Origin of the sequence: Variovorax paradoxus (genome assembly GCF_030811855.1) — a bacterium.
Lineage (GTDB): Bacteria > Pseudomonadota > Gammaproteobacteria > Burkholderiales > Burkholderiaceae_C > Variovorax > Variovorax paradoxus_L.
Genome location: NZ_JAUSRN010000005.1, coordinates 266,642 through 281,890, shown reverse-complemented (window position 1 = coordinate 281,890; position 15,249 = coordinate 266,642). Strand labels below are relative to the sequence as shown.

Here is a 15,249-nt window from a genome sequence, read left to right as displayed (position 1 = left end):
GCTTTCAGGGCCGCTTCAGGCTGTCGCGGATCTCGCGCAGCAGGGCGATGTCCTCCGGCGGCGCCACCGGTGCCGCGGGGGCGTCCGCCTGGTGTTTGCGCAGCTTGTTGATCTGCTTGACCATCATGAAGATGATGAAGGCAAGGATGATGAAATTGACCGCGATGGTAATGAAGTTGCCATAGGCGAGCACCGGAACCCCAGCCTTCTTGAGGTCGGCCAAAGTGCCCGGAACCCCGGCCGGCACGCTGCCCAGAACCACGAAGAGGTTCGAGAAATCGAGCTTGCCGAACACCAGGCCGACGACCGGCATGATGATGTCGGCCACCAGGGAGTCGACGATCTTCCCGAAGGCCGCGCCAATGATCACGCCCACCGCGAGATCGATTACGTTGCCCTTGACGGCAAATTCCTTGAACTCGCTGAAGATGCTCATGATTTCAATAGGCTCCAAGAGTAGGCGTGTTGAACTGCCGCCAGTATGCCTGCGGAATCCGCGGACCCAGCGACTGTAAACTGCTGCTGCGTAATGCGAAAGCTTTCTTTTGCCGATGCTCTCCTTTTAATAGGACCTGATCAATCGGCGCCCGCGCACCAATAAAGGCGTGCAATCTCTTTCAAGTAAATGAATAGTTTCTGGTTAATTGCCACCGGCTTTGGTGACAGCGGCTTTCTTTTGCCAGCCGCATTTGGTGTAGCAATTTGGCTTGCAATCGATCGCGGCACACGCCCGGCGGCGGTGCATTGGGTGCTGCTATTTGGCGCGTGTGGCCTTGTCGTGATGCTGTCCAAGCTCGCGTTCATGGGTTGGGGAATTGGCAGCGCCCGTTTCGATTTCACTGGCTTCAGCGGGCATACCGCATTGGCGACCAGTGTCTGGCCCGTCGTTTTCTGGCTTGTGGCGTTGCGCTGCGCACCATTCGTGCGCGTGTCTGCCGCCGCATTCGGATGGGTATGGGCCGTGTTTATCGGTGCCTCGCGCCTGGCGCTCGAAGTCCACTCCACGGCGGAAGTTGCCGCAGGTGCCGCGCTAGGAACCTTGGCAAGCACGAGCTTCCTGAGGCTACAGTGGCACCGTCACCTGAAAGTGCGCACTCCGCGTTGGCTCGCCCTGGGTTTGGTGTTGCCGCTATTGTTTTTCATAGTGGGGCGCCCTGCACCTACACAGTACGCGATGGAAAGACTTGCGGTCTGGATGGCCGGCATCGAGCGGCCGTTTACCCGGTCTGACCTGCTTCAGGCCCGCGAGCCGGCTCGCGCACCGAACTGAATACACAAGTACTTACAAAAGAGCGAGCCTTTTCGCAAAGTAGTTTGCGATCCTCTTATGTAGCTTCAGCGCCACAATCGGCTAAATTGGACTGTCAATTAATAGTTCACATTTGCAAATCGGTGCGCCTGCCGTTGCCGGTGCAATCAAAGCTTCCGTCCTCAATGAAAAAGAGGGTGCGACTATTGAACTTTGACATAACCATTTGCCTTGCAGGGTTGATTGTCAAACAGAAACATTTTTTGCATCTATTGCACTGAAAGCGGGCACGGCGGCGGCAGCGACAATTCGGTCGAGCCCGTCTGCCGTTCATGTGCAGGCTTGCTTTGACGAACCGCGGCAAAAAGGTTCAGCCCATATACGAAGTGGGCTCGGGCCTTGCATATGAAATCGCGGTTGCCGAAAACCAATAAGTGCAATGGGGATCAATTTGACACGCTTCGTGTACCCGATGGGGTGGGGTTTTGCCCTAATGGGCGCGCTATTGCTGCAGGGCTGCGCCCCGGGCTTCAGTTCTGTGGGTGCCTATGAGGCAGACCAAAGCCTGCCACCGGAGTTCCAGTACCTGCCTGCCGATGGCGCACCGGATGGGGTCATCACCTCCATTTCGCCTGCGCTCATCCGTGCGATGGCAGAGGCGCAGCCGGCCTCCGTTTCGCCGGAAGTGAAGTCGCTCTTCGGCGAAGCGCCGGTCTACACCATCGGGCCCAGTGACGTGGTGGGCGTGATCGTCTACGACCATCCGGAACTGCTGCCCAACGCGGGCGCGGTGATCACGCAACAGGCCGACCCGACCGGCATCAGCGTGGCGCCCGGCTTCATCGTCGGTGCGGACGGGCAGATCACCTTTCCCTATATCGGCCGCGTCAAGCTCCAGGGCCTGACCGAAATCGAGGCCTCCGACCTCATCGCGCGCCGCATTGCCGCGTACATCAAGGACCCGCAGGTGACGGTCCGCATCCAGTCCTTCAGAAGTCGGCGCGCGTTCGTCGAAGGCGAGGTGCGCAACCCCGGGCTGCAGATCTTCACCGACGTGCCGATGACGCTGGCAGAGGCCATCAGCCGCGCGGGCGGCATCACCGCCAACGGGGACCGCTCTTTCGTTACGCTGACGCGCGGTGACAAGACCACGCTCATCAACCTGCCCAACCTCCAGGAATTGGGGGCCGACGCCAGCCGCATTCCGCTGCGCAATGGCGACATGATCCAGGTGCGGCACCGCGATGAGAGCAAGGTATTCGTGATGGGCGAAATCGCGCGGCCCTCGGCGCTGCTCATGCACAACGGACGGCTCACCCTCAACGAGGCGCTGGGTGAGGCGGGCGGCCCCAACCTGAATTCGGCCCACACGGGCCAGATCTACGTCATCCGCAACAACGGCAGGGGCTTGCCGGCCATCTTCCACCTGAACGCCAGGAATCCGGCCGCACTGGGGCTGGCGGAGCGCTTTCCGCTGCAGCCGCGCGACGTGGTCTACATCGATTCCGTGCCGCTCGTCACCTGGAACCGCCTGGCAAGCCTGATCCTGCCGGCCGCCCAGGTCATCAATGCGGGCGACGAAGTCTGGAGCCGCCACAGATGAAAACGATCCTGACAGTCTGCATTGGCAACATCTGCCGAAGCCCTATGGCGGAGGGCATCTTGGCCGCGGGCCTGCCGCATCTTCGCGTGGTGTCCGCTGGAACCGGCGCGCTCGTGGGCAAGCCGGCCGATGCCATGGCGCAAAAGCTCATGCGGGCGCGCGGCATCGACATTTCGGGCCACGTCGCGCAGCAGGTCAGCCAGTTGTTGTGCCGGCAAGCGGACCTGATCCTGGTCATGGACATGGAGCAGCGCCGCCACCTGGAGTCGACCTACCCATTTGTGCGCGGCAAGGTCTTTCGCATTGCCGAGGCCGCCAAGCAGGACGTGCCCGATCCCTATCGGCAAGACGAGGCGGCTTTCGCGCATGCCTTATCGCTCATCGACGTGGGCGCCGGGACATGGATCGACCGCATTCTGAAAATTACGAAACCTGAGCAGCAACCCACATGAACGCATCCCAGCAAGCCGCCCTGCCGATGCCCGCGCTGGAAGACGAAAGCGAAAAAAAATTCAGCCTCGTCGAGTACCTGGACATCCTGATCGACAACCGCTGGCTCATTGCCATCGTGGTTGGCGTGATGCTGTTGCTGGGTGTGGCCTATGCCTTCTTCGGCAAACCCATGTACGAAACCAACGTGGCCGTGCAGGTCGAGGACTCCGGCAATTCGGCCGGCAGTTTCCTGGGCGACGCTGCATCGTCGCTGCTGAGCGTGAAGACGCCGGCAGCGGGTGAAATCGAGATCATCAAGTCGCGCGCCATCCTTGGCCAGGCGGTGGAGAACACCAAGCTGTACATCAGCGCCGTGCCCCGCTATGCGCCTGTCGTGGGCAGCTGGCTGGCCCGGCGCGCCACCGATCTGTCGGAACCCGGCTTCATGGGCCTTGCAGGTTACGTGACCGGAACCGAGAAGATCATGGTTCCCCAGTTCGACGTGCCGGCCGACTTCGAGGAAAAGCAATTCACCCTGACTGTCGGGCCCGACAACCGCTACGAGCTGGCCAACCCCGAACTCAAGGCACCGCTCAAGGGCACCGTGGGAACCCCGCTGCTCGCTAACTTGCCGAGCGGCAATCTCCGGCTGCTGGTGAGCGCCATCAGCGCCAAGCCGGGCGCGCAGTTCCAACTCGTGCGCTATTCGAAGCAACTGACGCTCCTGACGCTTCAGGACAACCTCAAGGTCGTCGAGAAAGGCAAGCAGTCGGGCGTGCTCGACGTGGGCTGGAAGAGCCCGAGCCCTGAAAAGCTGACGCAACTCCTCAACGAGATCGGGCGCCTCTACGTGCGCCAGAACATCGAGCGCAAGGCTGCCGAGGCCGAGAAGACCCTGGGCTTCCTCGACACCGCGCTGCCCCAGTTCAAGAAGCAGCTCGAGCAATCGGAGGACTTGTACAACCGCTACAGAAACGAGAACGGCACGGTCAGCCTGGACGACGAAGCCAAGAACGCGCTGACCCAGACCGTCGACCTGCAGTCCAAGCTGCTGGAGGCGCAACAGAAGCGTCGCGAACTCTCGGCGCGCTTCACGGACAAGCATCCCGCCATCCTCACGCTGGACACGCAGATCTCCGCCTGGAAGGGCGAAATCGCTTCGGTCGATTCACGCATCCGGAAAATGCCGCTGCTGCAGCAGAACACCGTGCAGATGCAGCGCGACATCAAGGTCAACACCGACCTCTACGTGTCGCTGCTCAACAGCTCACTGCAGATGCGGCTGGCCAAGGAAGGCAAGGTTGGCAACGTGCGCCTGCTTGACGAAGCCATCGTTCCCGAGGAGCCCGTGTGGCCCAAGAGACCGCTGATCATTGCCGTGGCGCTGCTCCTGGGGCTCATGGCGGGTGCCGCCGCCGCGATTGCCAAGAACTCGCTCTTCGGCGGCATCCGCAATCCGAGCGAAATCGAAATGCACACGGGGCTCAACGTCTACAGCAGCGTTCCGCTGAGCCCCGCGCAACGCACGATCGACAGGAACATCGAAAACAGGGCGGCGGGCGTGCACATCCTCGCGCTCCAGCATTCGGAAGACCCGGCGGTCGAAAGCTTGCGCAGCCTGCGTACGGCTCTGCAATTCGCCATGCTGGAAGCGGCCAACAATCGCCTGCTCATTTCAGGTGCGACACCGGGGGTCGGGAAAACTTTTGTCTCCGTCAATTTCGCGGCAATCACCGCTGCGGCAGGCAAAAAGGTACTTTTGATTGACGCCGATTTGCGTAAGGGGCGGGTTAATCAATTTTTCTCAATGTCGCGTTCATCGGGTCTCTCGGAGTTGATTGCGGGCACGCTGAGCTACGAAAAGGCCGTTCGCCCATCGGTCTTGCCGAATCTGGACGTCATCACGACCGGAATGCTCCCACCCAATCCGGCGGAATTGCTACTAAGCGATTCCTTCGCCCAGATCTTGCAAAAACTTTCGCCAGATTACGACCTTGTGATTATCGACACTGCGCCGGTGCTGGTGGCTGCGGACACCGCATCGGTAGCGCCGCTGGCGAGTTCCTTGCTTCTCGTAGCCCGAGCAGAAAAGACCCAGCTCGGCGAATTGAATGAGAGCGTCAGGCGATTGGCGCACGCAGGTTGTACGGCAAATGGCGTAATTTTGAATGCTATGGACTTATCGCGGCGACATGCGGGGAGCAATGGCTATAAATACGGTGGTTACCGTTACACACACTATAAATATAAAAACAACAGGGATACCACCTAGGCTGTAGCCGGGATTCTGAGAAAATTCAGTCAGTTTGTGATAATTGTCACGCGCCGCACTAATTCGGTGCTCGATTAAATGCTAATAAAAAAGGTCTACGACACAGTGCGTCATTCTTTTGTATTAGGTATTTCAATCGCTCCGCTGGCGCGCTGATATACCGCGCTGCAACCTTCAAGGCTCCGTTTGCCAAACCGCTTTCAGGTTTGGCATGGGTTGTCACGTGCCACGGAACCCTGAATGGGGCAAGCGCTGCTTGTAAGACGAAAGGTACTCCTGCAATGAGAGTTCTCAACCTAGAAATTCGCCTTCGCTACAAATGCGAAAACGGGGCGTGCATATGACCAATTTCTCTCGCGAGGAGTCCATGGTTCCAGGGGGCGAAGAGGCTCGAAGCGGAATCGCGGATGAACTGGAATGGGTCAGAGTTCGTCATCCGGCCATGCTGCGAGCCGGGAAAAGAGCCGTCGACATCAGTGCGTCGTTGTTCTTTTTCTTCGTTTTCGGCTGGCTTTACGTGGTGATCGCCGTCGGCGTATTCATCAGTTCCGGCGCACCGGTCTTGTATTCGCAGCCGCGCTTCGGGCGGGGCGGCCGCGTGTTCAAGTTCTACAAGTTCCGCTCGATGCTGCCGAACTCGGCCGAGATCCTCGAGGAGCACCTCAAGAACGACCCCGTGGCGCGCCAGCAGTGGGACGATTATCAAAAGCTCGAGAACGACCCGCGCATCACGCGCTTCGGCAAGTTCATCCGCAAGACCAGCCTGGACGAACTGCCGCAGTTCTGGAACGTGCTCGTGGGCGACATGAGCCTTGTGGGCCCCCGGCCCTGCATGCTGGATCAGAAGGGCTTGTATGGCGCCGATTGGTCGTTCTATTGCGCCGTGCGGCCCGGGATCACCGGGCTCTGGCAGGTAAGCGGACGCAACCAGCTCAGCTACAAGAAACGCGTGGCTTTGGATGTCAGCTACGTGGAGACGCTGTCCGTGGGCGGGGATATCGGCATCTTCATCAGAACCATCTGGGTAGTGGCCGTCGGCCATGGTTCACGGTGAAGCCAGGTCAGCGATGAAAAAGATCCTGATCTGCGCAGTGCCCTTCAGCGACAACCTCGGCGACGGGGTCATTGCCGCATCCCTGGCCCATATTGCCGCCCTGAAATATCCGCAAGCCAACATCGAATTCCTGGACATTGCCGGCCGCGTCGGCTTTCAGGAAGAAAACTTGCGCGGCGGGGGCGCATTCGAGGTTTTTGCAAAGCTGCCGTCGGTGCTGCGGTCGCTGATCGTCTTTCTGTATTGCCTCAAGGGCTACTTTCTTGCGTGGCGGAAAAACTGGAAGGCCGCCGTCAGCGACGCGGATCTGATCGTTATTGGCGGCGGCCAACTCTTTTGCGACGTGGCCCTCAACTTTCCGGCCAAGCTGTATTTCTTGAGCAGGTTGCTGCGCGGCAAGCGCGTGGTGATCGTTTCGGTCGGGGTCACGGCCAAGTGGTCCTTTTGGGGCCGTTTCCTCATCAAGCGTTTCCTCAAGAATGCGAGGCCCGTTTTCTACGCGACGCGCGACAAGGATTCGGCAAGCAACCTGCACACGCATTTCAGAATTCCGAGAGGCAGCATACGGGTCGTTCCCGATCCTGCCCTTGTTTGCGCCGACGCGTTCTCTGAAGAGCTCTCGCCGGAAAAAAGCTGGGACATCGGCATTTGCGTCAGCAGCCTCGATGCCCTTGTCATGAATTCCGAATACGCCAACTCCAATTCGACCCAGTCAGCCCGGTTTTTTTCGACACTGGCCGCATCCCTGCACGCACAGGGAAAGCGGGTGCTCTATTTCACCAACGGCGCATCTGAAGACAACAAGGTGTTGAGCGAGATTTCTTCCGAAGCCGGGGCACTGAAATCAGGTTTTCTCGTGCCTCGGCACCCCGATGAACTCGTTTCGTTGATCAGCGCCTGTTCCTGCATCGTGGCCCACCGGCTCCACGCAAACATCGTTGCCTACAGCCTGAACATTCCATCCATAGGGATGAACTGGGACAAAAAGGTCGAATCGTTCTTCGAATTGACCAAGCGAAAGCGCTACCTGTTCGATTTGTCGCCCCACGTCGAAAAACTCGAAGCGTCGGTGCTGGGCGTGTTGAACGAAAAAACTCCGGACCGGCAAACACTCGACCTTCTGAGAGGCGAAGTAGTTGCCGGAATTCATGCCTTGATTTGAGGGAGCGGGCCGTGAAAATCTTGCACATTGCCGAAACACTCAAGGGCGGGCTGGAAACCTATCTTCGGATGGTCTCCGGTTTCCAGCAGAACTCTCCGGTGATCAGCCAGGCGAAGTTCATTCTTCCCGGGCCGGTGGATTGGCTGAGCTCGCAGGACACCCACGTGGTCCCCACGGCGCGCAGTCCGCTGGCCCTCGCGACCTATGCGGCCGAAGTACGAAAGATCATCCGGACGGAACGTCCTTCGGTGCTTCATCTGCACAGCTCGATCGCGGGCGGCATCGTGCGCGCAATGGCGCTGCTCGGCCAGGTGCCGCAAGAGACGAAGATCGTCTATTGCTCCCACGGATGGGCTTTCGACCAGATCGGCCCTTCGTACAAGAAGTCGATCTATCGATGGGTCGAATGGCTCCTTTCGTATTGGAGCGACGCCATCATCTGCATCAGCGACCATGAGCTGCGCATTGCGGAAAAGTTCGGCATCAAGCGCTGCAGGTGCATTCCGAACGGGATCACTCCGGCGGCGGCTCTGCTAGAGCAGGGCGCCGTTCCCAGGCATCTGCCGCACACCCGGCGAATCTTGTTCGTGGGTCGGCTGGACCGGCAAAAAGGCATCGACGCACTGCTCGAGTCGTATGCACGGGTTCGGCCCAATTTCAAACTGGTCGTCGTCGGCGGCGCCGTTCGAAACGATCTCTCTCTCGTCCAATCCGAGGACATCGAGTTCAAGGGATGGCTCGAGAAGGACGAACTCGACGCCGCCTACAGGTCTTGCGACGCGATCATCGTTCCCTCCAGATGGGAGGGCTTCGGCCTCGTCGCCGTCGAAGCCATGGCGCGGAGCAAGCCGGTGTTTGCATCTGCGGTGGGCGGTCTCATCGACATCGTCGAAGACACCCGCAGCGGACGGCTGTTTCCGCTTGCTCGCCTGGACGAAATGCTGCGCGAGATCGACCAGATCTCCGATGCAGACATGGTCCGGATGGGGCGCGCCGGCCGCGAGATCTTCGAGAAGAAATACACCGCCGACCGGATGAACTCCGCCATCGTCGATTTGTACAAGGAGTCAGTTCTTTGATGATGAAGTTTTCATCCCTCGCCCCTGCCTCGAAGCGCATGTTGGGTGCTTGCAAGCTGCTCTGCGCTGCCTCGGCCCTCGCGGCTCTTTCCTGCGCGGCTCAGGCGCGCGGCATCAGCGAGCTGAACACCGACTACCCGACGGCGCTGAGCGTGCAGATCGATCCGAGCGACATCTCGGACGAAGACCTGAACGAAATCCGGGCGGCGGGCTTCGAGTTCGTCCGATTCGGCGTGCGGCCGCCGCTTAAGAGCGTCAACCCCGGGCAGATCGACTACTCCAAGCTGATCCGGCGCGTGCGCAATGCGAGGCTCGATGCCATCGTGACGTTGTTCGGCGGGCGGGAGATCTGGGGCCACGAGCCCTCGGACCTAGGCGGAGGCCAAAGGGAAAAGCTGTTCGCCAACTTTGCCGCCGAATTCATGAACGCGCACACCGCCGACGTGGCGGTGTGGGAACTGTGGAACGAGCCCGACTACAAGACCTTTCTGAATCCGGCGCTTTTTTCGAACTTCGAAACCGCGACCGCGGAGTTTTGCAACAGCATCGCGCAACTGAAGAACCCGCCGAAGATCGTCATGGGGTTCGGCTTTGCGAAGCTTCCTTTCAACCAGGGGCAAGTGCCGCCGCAACTCGAGAATGCCTTCGTGTCCGGAGCCAAGGCCAATTGCCTGACGGACATATCGATCCACCCCTACCGCTCGGTTCCGGAAACGGCCATCGCCGACTACGGAAAACTGCGCGCCAAGCTGGATCAACTGCAGCTCGGCAAGGTCGGCATCGTTGCCTCGGAATGGGGCTATGCGTCGTACCTGCCGGTCAGGGACCGCAACACCCAGGCAGCGCTCGTCCTGCGTGAGTACCTGACCAACGTGGCCGCGGGCATCAAGCTCTTGAATCTCTATGCCTGGAAGGACCGGGGAACCTCTGTCGTTTCCCGAGAAGACAACTTCGGGCTCAAGTCGAAGGCCGGTGAGAAGAAGGAAGCCTTTTCGAGCCTGACCGAATTCCTCAAGATCGCACGGACTTCGAAGAAGGTTTCATACGACAGCAACGGGAGCCTGAACAAGCTGGTGCTGAGCCGCGGAACGACCTTGCTGCACGTGGTGTGGACGCAAAACTCCGATCAGAACGTGGTGATTCCTGCAGCCAAGGGCAAGAAGTGCACGCGGGTCGACTTCTTTCCGCAGCTGCATCACGGGAGCTGCGGCAATCCGGTGGAGGGAGGCGTCGCTGCCAAGGCGTCTTCCTATCCGGTGCTGTTTTCCGTCGCGGACTAGGGGATGGCATCCGGCATTCGTAAACGCCTCGGTGGTCCGATCTATGCCGTTGCAGACCAATGCATCTATAGCGCGAGCCAGCTGCTGCTGAGCTTTGCGCTCGCGCGGGCGCTGTCGCCTTCCGATTTCGGAATTGCGTCTGCGTTTTTGGCGATTGCCAGCTTCCAGTACATCCTGCATACCGCGGTGGTCCATGAGCCGCTGCTGATCAAGCGCCACTACGCCGATCGGTCCGCCGCCTGGTGGAGTTGGGCCTTGGTGCTTGCCGTCTCATTGGCGGGCTTTGCGGCCTGGCAGTTCACGAGCTTCCCCGGGCCGCTGCGCTGGGCCGGCGTTGCGCTCATCCTGGGCTACGAAATCTTCTGGATCTCCCGCAGCGTCCTGCTCGTGGGGCGCCGATACCTGGTCCTCTGCATTTCCGGCGTCTTGATCAGCATCGGCTACGTGGCGGTCCTGATCGGGGCGAAGCCGGCCACGTGGACGCAGGCGCTGTTGTGGATCTCGCTGCTCCAGCTGCCTTTTGCCTTGTTGGTCGCCAAGACACTGAAAAGCGTGATCGCGCCGCTGCCGGCGCCTGCCGGTGCCGAGGCACTGACCGTGAGGGAAGCCGCCAGCTACGGCTGGAAGGCCAGTCTTTCGCAGCTCATGAGCTGGATCATGACGGGAGGCGCGATCTTGCTGCTGGGGTCCTCGGCAGACTCCGTGCAAGGCGGCCTGCTGAAGATCTACATCACCTTCCTGCTGCCGATGCAGTACGTACTGCTTGCGCTGGGCTACTACATCTTGCCGAAGCTGGCGGCCGGCTGGAACTCCGAGGGACGGAAAGATGCATTTCGCCTCTTCATCAAGTTCGTGATCTTCGGCTTTGTGGTGGCCGAGATCGGCGGCGTGCTGCTGGGCCTGCTCGGGCCTTACCTGGTGGTGCTGGCGTTTGGCAAGAACTACGGCGGGATGGATTTTTCGCCGTTCTTCTACGCGCCTGCGATCTTCGGCCTCACGATGTGCCTCCGAACGGGTTTCAGGGCGGCTGCGCGGCCTGGGGCTCTGCTGTGGTGCTCGATGCTTGGCGCGCTGGTGTTTACAGCCTGCATGCTGGTGGCCAAGCCGCCGATCTCCTACATCCAGACCATCAACGCCATGACGCTGGGCTTTGCCTGCATGGCGGCGGTGATGATCGGCTGGCTGTTCGTCATCATGCGCGGCGCCAATGCCGCCGCCGCGCAGGCGCGCTGAGCATCCTTCGCGAGCTTTCGCTTTGAGCGATTGCGTGCCGGCGACCCGGGCGCAATCGTTCAAGATCAGCGTGGGCCTTCGAAGTTCAGGATGTTGTCTCCCGCCCTCGGGCTGCCGCTGGGGGGCGGCTCGAACTTGTACGCGCTCGGGTCGCGCGCCGACGTCATCTCGTAGAGCGGGTGAATACGGGCCAGCCGCGCGCCGCCGTCGCGCACCAGAGGCGCCCATGCAAAGTTGGCGGTGAACTTGTTCGAGCGCGGCAGCAGTGCGTCGAAGGGCACGGAAAGATAGATGCCCTTGTCGAAGCTGCCTTCGCCGAACTGCCTGGCCGACACATTCGTCTTGGTCACATAGGCACCGAGCACCACGCCATTGTCGAAGCGGCGGCTGATGTCGATGGTGACCCCGCGATCGCCCGCTAGGTACTGTCCCGCGCTGATCTTGGCCAGCACACCGTTCCAGCCGGTGTCCCAGTAAAGCGTTGCGTGGCCGGTATTGACCTTGTAGTCGCGCAGGCCAAAGTCCTGTTCGAAGTCGCGTTGCCGCACGTGGTTGAAGTCGACGCCAATCGCCATTCGGCTGCGCCACGGGCGATAGAGCCATTCCGCGCCGACGCCTGCATACATGCTCTCCAGTGCACCGCCGTACACGCTGTAGTACTGGTTGTCCGTCAGCCGGCCGACGTGGGTCAGCTGCAGCACCGGCATGGTCAGCCGCTTCGAGGTGACGTACTCGCGCTGATAGGTTCGCACGCGCGGCAGATTGCTCGGCGCCGTGTAGGTGAACTTGTCGAAGTTGTCGACGAGGCGCAGGTTCAACGCACCGTTGACCCAGGTGCTTGGTGTGAAGCGGTATTCGGCAACCGCTTGCACGCCGATCTGGTAAAGCAGGAACGAGTTGGGGCCGCCAAGGATCTGCCCGAGGCTCGGCGTGAGGCCAAAGGTGAACTTCTGGACTTGGCGCTCCCATGGCGCCAGGGCTTTGTCGACCGGCGCGGCATCCTTGGCAGCTGAAGTGCCGCTTCCGCCTTTCGCAACCTGGAGGACTGGATCGTCGGCTCCGAGCGGCGGGGGCGCGTAGTCGCGCTGGCTGGCGGCGCGCGCTTCGCTTGGTGCCTGTGCCTGGTAGTGCGCCGTGACCCATTCGTTCCGGTCGACCACCTGCGCGTGCAGCGCCAGGCCCCGCTCCGAATAGTGCAGAACAAAATTCTTGATCGAAGCCGGCGCATCGCGATGCAGCACGGCAATGATCTGCTCGACGCGGGCCGTCCGGTAAACGGTGGCGCTTTCGGTGATCCACACATGCAGCATCGGGCCCTGCGGCGCAATGCGCTGAACGGTCCAGTCGGTGCGGCTTTCGATATCGGCGGCGGTTGCCGCCCAGCCCGGCGACGTGGCGGGAGGCGTCGGCGAAAAGCGCGGCATCGGCGCATCTGCCGTCTTGGGCATCTGCATCGTGGCAAGGTTGGTCTGCAGCGTGAGGCCGACCATTACCTTGTTTCCGCGCTCGAAGCCGGCCGAGAAGGTCACGCCCGGGGCGTAGCGGTACTCCAGGCCGATGTTGAAGGGCGTGCGCTGCGGCTGGCTGTTGTTGAGCGGCTCGTTCTTGTAGTCGTTGCCTTCGTACTCGAGCTTCAGCGTCAGCGGGTCCCATGGTGTGCGCCATTGCACTCCGCCAAAGAGCGCGGCCGGTCCGCGAAAGAGCCGGCCGAAGTTGGCGCCGCCCCACGTGGTCTCGCTGACGCGCGTCTTGAAGCGACTGCTCAGCGCGTTGAAGGGGTTGCCGATGTTCCCGCTGCTTCCCATGTAGCCCCAGCCAATGCCGAGGCTGAAATCCAGGTCGCCGTGGCGCTTGCTTGCCACCAGGTACTCGGAGGAAAAGAGGCCGGTACCACCGATGTCGCGAAAGCCCAGGGCCACTTCAGGAAGGTAGGCCGACTCTTTCCACAGCCGCGCCTTGAGGTCGATGCTCTTGTCCTTGTAGCCTTGGTTGCTGAGGCCGATGCCGTAGATCCGGTTGCTGACGGAGGTGTAGCGGAATCCGGCCTCGAGCCAATCGAGCGGCTGGAACATCACGTTCAGCCGTGTGTAGGGCGAGACATGCGTGAGGGAAGTGCGCATGTCTCCCGCCTGGCCCATGCGGGCAGTGGGCGTCTGCAGCAAGCCGGTCTCGCCCCAATCGTTGCCGCTGGACTGGAGCGCGCGGTATTGCGGCGCCGCCTCGGGACGCACCGAGATGGCGGTTGGCGCGAAGGCATCGGCTGGTGGCGGGAGCGTGGGCGGGATGTCGGGCGAAGGGGCTGCGGCGATGGCCGCAGGGACGGCAACGGGTGCGGCCGCAACGGGCGCTCCCGCGATTGCGGTGCCGCCTTGTGGCGACGGCCCTTGCGTCGCCAGAAACTTGATCAAGCCCTCGGAAATCGCGTTCAGGTCATCCATGCCTCGGGGCGCTGCCCAGACCCATGCGCCCGGGGCCGGCTCGTCGGAGGGGTGTGCGGTCCATCCCGCGACACCCACGCGGGCGATGCGACCGTCGGGCTGCGCGACCCAGGCCCAGTCGTGGTTGCCTTCGGGATCGCAGGCTGCCACGTAGTCCCATGCCGTGCGCCCCGCTTCGTGGACCACCTGGCACAGTCGGCCGTCGGGCTGCACGACCGAAATCGTCTTCAGCACGGGCGGAGGCGCGACCAATTGCTGGCCGGCTTTCAGCACCGGATCTTCTTCCGGGTGCGCTTCGAGCCAGCGCGGGTCCACGATGCCGAGCGCGACCCGGCCGGTCACGGGAAGGCCTTGCAGCCATTTGATCAGCTGCTGGCGCTGGCCCTGTTGCTCGCGGCGCGCGCGTCGGCTGGCGGCGTCGAGCCTCAGCAGCAGCTGGTTCTTCAGAAATTGCTGTGCCAGGCGCTCCTGCGGAACGCGCCATGCGAGGCCGGGCGCCGCAGTCTCGGCCGGTTGGCGCAGCAGCCAGGCGCTGAGCCGCTCGCCGGGACGGATGTCGGCGTCGTTGGCCGGTGTCTTGTTGTCGACGGGGCTGCTGCCGAGGGGCTGGGCCCCGGCGGCGCAACTCGCGGCCAGCGCGCAGGCCACCGCTGCGCGAAGAGGCCAGGGATGTCTGCGAAAGCCACGGGGAAGCAAACTGCTCATGTACCAGCGCTCGCCGCTGCGACGGGTGCTGGGGGGGAAGTCGTCCACTGCTCGAAGCTCATACACAGGTCATTGGAAATACATTGCTCTGAATAAACGACCCGGGGCGTGCCGCCGGCCTGCGAAACGCCGAAGCGCGCGGGAGGCAGCGAGGCGCTCGAAGGGCGCGAAACGCTGCGTTCCTCGTACCAGCGCAAGGACGCGGCAGCCGTGCCCGCCACGGCGGCTTGCTGCGGCGCGGCAATGGGCGTCTGGACGATCTCGTCTCGAATGCCGAACCGGTAGCCCGGCATCATGTCGCGCTCGCGCTCGAAGGTCTTCGGTTGTGAGGCGTTCACGGCCTCGGACCACGCCGGCAGCCTTGAAAAGCGCACTTCGCGCCAGTCGGTAGTGAGGCCGGTCGTTCCGACAATGCGCCCGTCGAGCAGCCTGACGACTTCGCCGGCATTGCTGTACCAGACCTCGACAGCGCCTTCAGGGCGCTTGTCGATATAGCCGAGGACCATGTAGACGGTCTGGCCGCCGACGATTACACGCAGGTAACGGTAATTCGAATTGAATACAGGTTCGGGTGTTGCTGCGCCGCCGCCATAGATATGACGCGCCGTAGCCAGCATGGCTGAAGACCCGGAAGAACAACCGCCAACGCCCAAAAGAAATGCCGACAAAAGACAGCATTCAATAAGTCGCGTGGCGAGACCAACGCGCGGAGCTTTCAGCGAATGCCCTCCCGGGAGGAGGG

At 61.6% G+C, this 15,249-nt stretch carries 12 protein-coding genes; 9 read left to right on the top strand and 3 right to left on the bottom strand.

Features of this window, described 5'->3' with window-relative positions:
- Nucleotides 1-4: 4 nt before the first annotated feature.
- On the bottom strand, nt 5-436 hold the full coding sequence (mscL, locus tag J2X92_RS12720) for a large conductance mechanosensitive channel protein MscL (protein ID WP_307576160.1): 432 nt from the start codon (nt 434-436) through the stop codon (nt 5-7).
- Nucleotides 437-625: 189 nt separating this feature from the next.
- Between mscL and J2X92_RS12715 the strand changes: the two genes are divergently transcribed.
- The 9 genes from J2X92_RS12715 to J2X92_RS12675 all read left to right on the top strand — a co-directional run bounded on the left by J2X92_RS12715 (nt 626) and on the right by J2X92_RS12675 (nt 11,364).
- The gene (locus tag J2X92_RS12715; protein WP_307576159.1) at nt 626-1,270 is read left to right on the top strand and encodes a phosphatase PAP2 family protein; all 645 of its coding nucleotides are present in this window, start codon (nt 626-628) and stop codon (nt 1,268-1,270) included.
- A 418-nt stretch (nt 1,271-1,688) separates the two neighbouring features.
- A complete protein-coding gene (locus J2X92_RS12710) occupies nt 1,689-2,852 on the top strand; it encodes a polysaccharide biosynthesis/export family protein (protein ID WP_307576158.1) in 1,164 nt (387 codons plus the stop codon).
- Entirely contained in the window at nt 2,849-3,304 is a 456-nt protein-coding gene (locus tag J2X92_RS12705) for a low molecular weight protein-tyrosine-phosphatase (protein ID WP_307576156.1), read from the top strand. Before J2X92_RS12710 ends, J2X92_RS12705 begins: the two co-directional genes overlap by 4 nt.
- On the top strand, nt 3,301-5,556 hold the full coding sequence (locus J2X92_RS12700; protein ID WP_307576154.1) for a polysaccharide biosynthesis tyrosine autokinase: 2,256 nt from the start codon (nt 3,301-3,303) through the stop codon (nt 5,554-5,556). Before J2X92_RS12705 ends, J2X92_RS12700 begins: the two co-directional genes overlap by 4 nt.
- 340 nt (nt 5,557-5,896) lie before the next feature.
- The gene (locus tag J2X92_RS12695; protein WP_307576264.1) at nt 5,897-6,610 is read left to right on the top strand and encodes a sugar transferase; all 714 of its coding nucleotides are present in this window, start codon (nt 5,897-5,899) and stop codon (nt 6,608-6,610) included.
- A 13-nt stretch (nt 6,611-6,623) separates the two neighbouring features.
- A complete protein-coding gene (locus tag J2X92_RS12690) occupies nt 6,624-7,772 on the top strand; it encodes a polysaccharide pyruvyl transferase family protein (RefSeq protein ID WP_307576152.1) in 1,149 nt (382 codons plus the stop codon).
- Nucleotides 7,773-7,783: 11 nt separating this feature from the next.
- Nucleotides 7,784-8,851 (top strand): glycosyltransferase, encoded by a 1,068-nt coding sequence (locus J2X92_RS12685; RefSeq protein WP_307576150.1) that lies wholly within the window; start codon nt 7,784-7,786, stop codon nt 8,849-8,851.
- A 2-nt stretch (nt 8,852-8,853) separates the two neighbouring features.
- Nucleotides 8,854-10,131 (top strand): hypothetical protein, encoded by a 1,278-nt coding sequence (locus J2X92_RS12680; RefSeq protein ID WP_307576148.1) that lies wholly within the window; start codon nt 8,854-8,856, stop codon nt 10,129-10,131.
- 3 nt (nt 10,132-10,134) lie between these two features.
- The gene (locus J2X92_RS12675) at nt 10,135-11,364 is read left to right on the top strand and encodes a lipopolysaccharide biosynthesis protein (protein ID WP_307576145.1); all 1,230 of its coding nucleotides are present in this window, start codon (nt 10,135-10,137) and stop codon (nt 11,362-11,364) included.
- 65 nt (nt 11,365-11,429) lie between these two features.
- On the opposite strand, the gene J2X92_RS12670 is transcribed toward J2X92_RS12675, so the two are convergent.
- Nucleotides 11,430-14,507 (bottom strand): YjbH domain-containing protein, encoded by a 3,078-nt coding sequence (locus tag J2X92_RS12670; protein WP_307576143.1) that lies wholly within the window; start codon nt 14,505-14,507, stop codon nt 11,430-11,432.
- Nucleotides 14,504-15,124, bottom strand: coding sequence for a YjbF family lipoprotein (locus J2X92_RS12665; RefSeq protein ID WP_307576141.1), 621 nt, complete (start codon nt 15,122-15,124; stop codon nt 14,504-14,506). Before J2X92_RS12665 ends, J2X92_RS12670 begins: the two co-directional genes overlap by 4 nt.
- Nucleotides 15,125-15,249 lie beyond the last annotated feature (125 nt).

Bases quoted from the DNA above. Each gene is read 5' to 3' on its own strand.
- J2X92_RS12715 (WP_307576159.1), top strand. From the start codon at position 626: ATGAATAGTTTCTGGTTAATTGCCACCGGCTTTGGTGACAGCGGCTTT.
- J2X92_RS12705 (WP_307576156.1), top strand. From the start codon at position 2,849: ATGAAAACGATCCTGACAGTCTGCATTGGCAACATCTGCCGAAGCCCT.
- J2X92_RS12665 (WP_307576141.1), bottom strand. From the start codon at position 15,124: ATGCTGGCTACGGCGCGTCATATCTATGGCGGCGGCGCAGCAACACCC.
- J2X92_RS12710 (WP_307576158.1), top strand. From the start codon at position 1,689: ATGGGGATCAATTTGACACGCTTCGTGTACCCGATGGGGTGGGGTTTT.
- J2X92_RS12695 (WP_307576264.1), top strand. From the start codon at position 5,897: ATGACCAATTTCTCTCGCGAGGAGTCCATGGTTCCAGGGGGCGAAGAG.
- J2X92_RS12700 (WP_307576154.1), top strand. From the start codon at position 3,301: ATGAACGCATCCCAGCAAGCCGCCCTGCCGATGCCCGCGCTGGAAGAC.
- mscL (WP_307576160.1), bottom strand. From the start codon at position 436: ATGAGCATCTTCAGCGAGTTCAAGGAATTTGCCGTCAAGGGCAACGTA.
- J2X92_RS12690 (WP_307576152.1), top strand. From the start codon at position 6,624: ATGAAAAAGATCCTGATCTGCGCAGTGCCCTTCAGCGACAACCTCGGC.
- J2X92_RS12680 (WP_307576148.1), top strand. From the start codon at position 8,854: ATGAAGTTTTCATCCCTCGCCCCTGCCTCGAAGCGCATGTTGGGTGCT.
- J2X92_RS12675 (WP_307576145.1), top strand. From the start codon at position 10,135: ATGGCATCCGGCATTCGTAAACGCCTCGGTGGTCCGATCTATGCCGTT.
- J2X92_RS12670 (WP_307576143.1), bottom strand. From the start codon at position 14,507: ATGAGCAGTTTGCTTCCCCGTGGCTTTCGCAGACATCCCTGGCCTCTT.